Here is a 3,939-nt window from a genome sequence, read left to right on the forward strand (position 1 = left end):
ACAATCGTGGATGAGGTCATCAGCGAAGGGGTAAAGCCTGATGCAGTGATCCTTTCCATTGGTGGCGGAAGCATGCTGTCCGGCATCGCTCAGGGGCTGGAGAAACATCAGCTTGGCAATATTCCGGTTTACGCCGTGGAAACCCACGGTACGGCTTCTCTTCACGCCTCGCTTAATGCCGGTAAGCTGGTACGTCTTAATAAGGTCAGCGGCATAGCCACGACGCTGGCCGCAAGTCAGGTGTGCGAAAATGTTTTCAATGTGGCCAGACGGCTGGATGTCAGAAGTATGCTGGTTTCCGACCAGGAAGCGTTGCAAGCCTGCCGGCGCTTTCTCGATGACCATCGAGTGCTGACTGAGCCGGCATGCGGCGTGTCACTCTCACTCTTGTACGATCGTAAAATCAGGTTTAACGCTGCTGATAATGTACTGGTCATTGTTTGCGGCGGAGCATCGGTCACGCTGGAAGGTATAGCTGGCTGACAGAAAAGCAAACTAATTCTGCCGGGGTTTATGCGCTGATAATGTACTGGTCATTGTTTGCGGCGGAGCATCGGTCACGCTGGAAGGTATAGCTGGCTGACAGAAAAGCAAACTAATTCTGCCGGGGTTTATGCATAAAAGGGTTTCGCGAATTGTCGGTTAGTTAACCTTTAAAGTAAATTAAGTCCGCGTTGGCACAAAGCAAACAGGCGCGCGAGTCAAAGCCCGCTTGAGCGCAGGCTGTGTGAAAACGCTGACCTAGAACTGAAGTGCGCGCACCTACGCAAAATCTGGAATTGCTCGACTGGTTAGATGAGCCAGAATTTACGTATGAGCGCAATTTTCAGCCTTGTTTCTCGCAGATTGAGCGACCAAAACAGTTTTCACACAACCTGGGCGACAAGCGGACGACAAATGATGGCGCCAGGGAGGTTCTGCCACAATAAACATAACTACCCTGCCACCAACTTACGCCTCAGGCGGTAAATGGTGGATGACCACGACCTCGGAATCCATCTCTATGCGGGGGTAGTGGTCACGCATCCCTTCCAGCAGTTCGGCATCCGGCCATTCCTTGCTTTTCCCAAGTTTGGCAGCGACGTCAGAAAGCGGCATCCTTTCAACGCGCGTGACCCACACCATAACCGTGTCGGAGGCATCCTGCACGTTTACGTAAAGCATCGGGCCCGGCACAATTTCACGCTCCCGCCAGCGGATGGTGTGAAGTTTCATGCCTGCGCGGACGTCCGGCAGCAAACGGGGTACGATCTCAAGATTCTGCAATGACATTACCTCCGGTGAAAAAAGGCTCCCTGCAGCGGGAGCCTTCAGCACATATAGCAACAGTAACGGTGTATCACCCTGGTGAGGCACACTACAGTTATCGGCCTTCTCAGCGGGCACATAAGCGCAGCCGGCATCTTTTTTCTTGGTCCCTGACAGGCGTAACGCTTTTAACACAAAATTATGTCAGGTTAGTCGGTGCCGGTAAGGCGAAAAAAGTAGCGCTGGTTGCCTGCATGCGTAAGCTGCTGACCATCCTGAACGCCATGGTCAAAAGCGGGATGTACTGGGAGGACCATTTTATGCCACCCCAGAAAATTTAGTGAACGAAAAACGCAGTCCGGTTCTGAGATAAATGTCATCAGAGCTGTTTTGATGCCACTCTGAAGAAATTCTGCAGGGCCATCAGCGCTCTGCCGGTCATGACTATTTCCGATACCATCACGGCGTCATGCTGTTTCAGCCTGGCCAGGAAGACGGGGTCTCTCATGAAGGGGATGAACGTACCAAAAGCCAGCTTCAGATGCGTCAGGCTATTGGCCCACACGTCCAGAGAACGATGCTCGCCCTCACTCAACTGCGTAAGCAAATTATCCGTTTGCACTTTGATTTCTGTAATGCGCCGGTACTTTTCATGCATGCGTTCAGGGGCCTCGAAATAATAGTTTTTTACTGCACAGAGATTATCTGCCGCTCAGCGACGTGTGGTCACAAGAGGACGGCGGCAATGCCGCCACCCTTTATTCAGATGCCTTAAACCCTGAAGGCCTCGACCATTCTGCGTAACGCGTGTGCCTGCTCAGACAGTGACTGTGAGGCAGACGAGGATTCCTCAACCAGCGCGGCGTTGTTCTGGGTCACCCCGTCCATCTGGCTGACGGCAATGCTGACCTGAGAAATACCCTGCATCTGTTCGGATGACGCCAGTGAAATGTTATCCATGGCCTCGGCCAGCTCACCCACCATACCCACGATTTTCAGAATACTGTGGCCTGCATCTGCTGCTGCGACTACGCCGCTGTCAACGACACTTACTGCCTCCGCCATCAGTTTTTTAATGTCATGCGTGGCATTCGCACTACGCTGTGCAAGCGTCCTGACCTCACCCGCCACAACGGCAAATCCCCGCCCTTCTTCACCTGCCCGGGCGGCCTCCACTGCGGCGTTTAAGGCCAGAATATTTGTCTGGAAGGCGATGCTTTCAATTACGGATGTAATATCCCGCACCTTCGCGGCGCTAACAGATATGGCATTCATTGTGTCTGACATGCGCTGCACGTCCGCTTCACCCGTACGGGCAAGCAAAGCCGTTTCGCGGGCTGACTCGGCGGTCTGCTGAGCACCAGACGTGTTGCTTTTCACCGTGGCGGTCAGTTGCTCCATGCTGGCTGCCGTTTCCTGCAGCGCGGCTGCCTGCTGCTCGGTACGCGAAGAGAGCTCAGTATTCCCCTGCGAAATTTCATCCGCAGCCAGCGCTACGGAGCCGGCGGAATCCTTTATCTGAGAGATAAGCCCCCGTAGATTTGTCTGCATACCATTCAGTGAAGCCAGCAAGCTTGTTTTATCATTGCGCCGCAGAATGACCTGACTCGTCAGGTCGCCAGAAGCAATTGCTGCTGCGAGTATCTCAGCATCTTTTGGTTCCCCGCCTAACTGGCGCATCAGCGCCCTGACTATCATAAAAATGGTCAGAAAAGAGAACAGGACTGAAAGAGTCGTGAGTGAGAGAAGCAAAACGGAAGCCTCACGTACAGATGCGCTGTTAACAGCTACCGTGTCCCGGCTGAGCTTATTCTGTACATCGGTCAGTCCGTCCAAGGCATCAGACAGAGCCTGCTGAGCCGGGCGCGCCGTGTTCAGCAGATAGTCGGCGGCTTTTTCTGACTGGTCATTGTCCATCCCCATTTTTCCTGCAACTGTCAGCGTATTCAGAGCGGCACCGTCTGAGGACAGAATACGGTCTAACGCTGATTTTCCTTCAGGTGAAGCGTTATGCATCATACTGGTAACCAGTTGCTCACGTTCCTGAAGATACTTTTTATGTAAATCACTGACCTTTTGCCATTCACTTTTTTCCTGCTCAGGGTCTTTGAGCAGAACGATGTCTCTGACTAAAACTGCCATGTTATTAACAGCAGCACGCATGTTCAGGACAAGCGTAAGGCGCCTCATTTTGTAATTTACCGTATCTTCCATGCCTTGCCGGGATTCACTGAGCGTGTGCAGAGACAGGCCGGTGCAGATTAAAAAGCAGATAACCAAAAAGCCGTAGCCTGAGAAAAGACGAACCGATATTTTCATTTTTTTTCCCTGGTGGGGTGGAGAACACCTCCTTTATCGGCCTGGAGCCAGATACTAATAGCTTTGATGAGTTACGAACTGTTACAACCTCTCTCAGCACAGTTGCTTGTTTGCGAGGCCGACCGGCTACCGTGAGGGCCCGCACTTTATGCCCGTCGCTGGCCGGCCGAAGGACGGGAGGTGGCATAAATGTGGAGCGCAGCGACGTCATCATCCGTAGCATTGACGACAGCTGGCAGAGTGGCCAGACATCAGTTTCTGACAGGTGCCGGTACGAGCTACAGTTTATTTACCCCTGGTGAATACGGATAAGATAATCCCGTACCGGCACCGGTTAATTTAGCACAGCGGTGTGACGTCGCCACCGGCCGC

4 protein-coding genes and 1 pseudogene are annotated in these 3,939 nt (G+C 52.8%); 2 read left to right on the forward strand and 3 right to left on the reverse strand.

The genetic code is table 11. The annotated features are described in order from the left end of the window. A partial coding sequence (locus tag H7A81_RS26300) for a pyridoxal-phosphate dependent enzyme (RefSeq protein WP_182059232.1) occupies positions 1-483 on the forward strand: 483 nt, incomplete at its 5' end. A gap of 468 nt (positions 484-951) precedes the next feature. Here H7A81_RS26300 and H7A81_RS26305 read toward each other — a convergent pair. Continuing rightward, positions 952-1,272: an ASCH domain-containing protein gene (locus H7A81_RS26305; protein WP_370529999.1), complete on the reverse strand. Its 321-nt coding sequence runs from the start codon at positions 1,270-1,272 to the stop codon at positions 952-954. A 176-nt stretch (positions 1,273-1,448) separates the two neighbouring features. Here H7A81_RS26305 and H7A81_RS26310 point away from each other — a divergent pair. After that, a pseudogene (locus tag H7A81_RS26310) lies at positions 1,449-1,589 on the forward strand (IS110 family transposase); the annotation flags it as partial. Between the two features lie 38 nt (positions 1,590-1,627). On the opposite strand, the gene H7A81_RS26315 reads toward H7A81_RS26310, so the two are convergent. Further along, positions 1,628-1,906, reverse strand: a complete 279-nt coding sequence (locus tag H7A81_RS26315; RefSeq protein ID WP_182059235.1) for a hypothetical protein — start codon at positions 1,904-1,906, stop codon at positions 1,628-1,630. Between the two features lie 113 nt (positions 1,907-2,019). Beyond that, positions 2,020-3,567, reverse strand: coding sequence for a methyl-accepting chemotaxis protein (locus H7A81_RS26320; RefSeq protein ID WP_182059233.1), 1,548 nt, complete (start codon positions 3,565-3,567; stop codon positions 2,020-2,022). Between the last annotated feature and the right edge of the window lie 372 nt (positions 3,568-3,939).

It is taken from the genome of Pantoea sp. ME81 (genome assembly GCF_903970985.1).
Taxonomy (GTDB): Bacteria; Pseudomonadota; Gammaproteobacteria; order Enterobacterales; family Enterobacteriaceae; genus Pantoea; species Pantoea communis.

Coding starts and splice junctions, on each gene's coding strand:
- H7A81_RS26305 (WP_370529999.1), bottom strand. CDS start 1,272: ATGTCATTGCAGAATCTTGAGATCGTACCCCGTTTGCTGCCGGACGTC.
- H7A81_RS26315 (WP_182059235.1), bottom strand. CDS start 1,906: ATGCATGAAAAGTACCGGCGCATTACAGAAATCAAAGTGCAAACGGAT.
- H7A81_RS26320 (WP_182059233.1), bottom strand. CDS start 3,567: ATGAAAATATCGGTTCGTCTTTTCTCAGGCTACGGCTTTTTGGTTATC.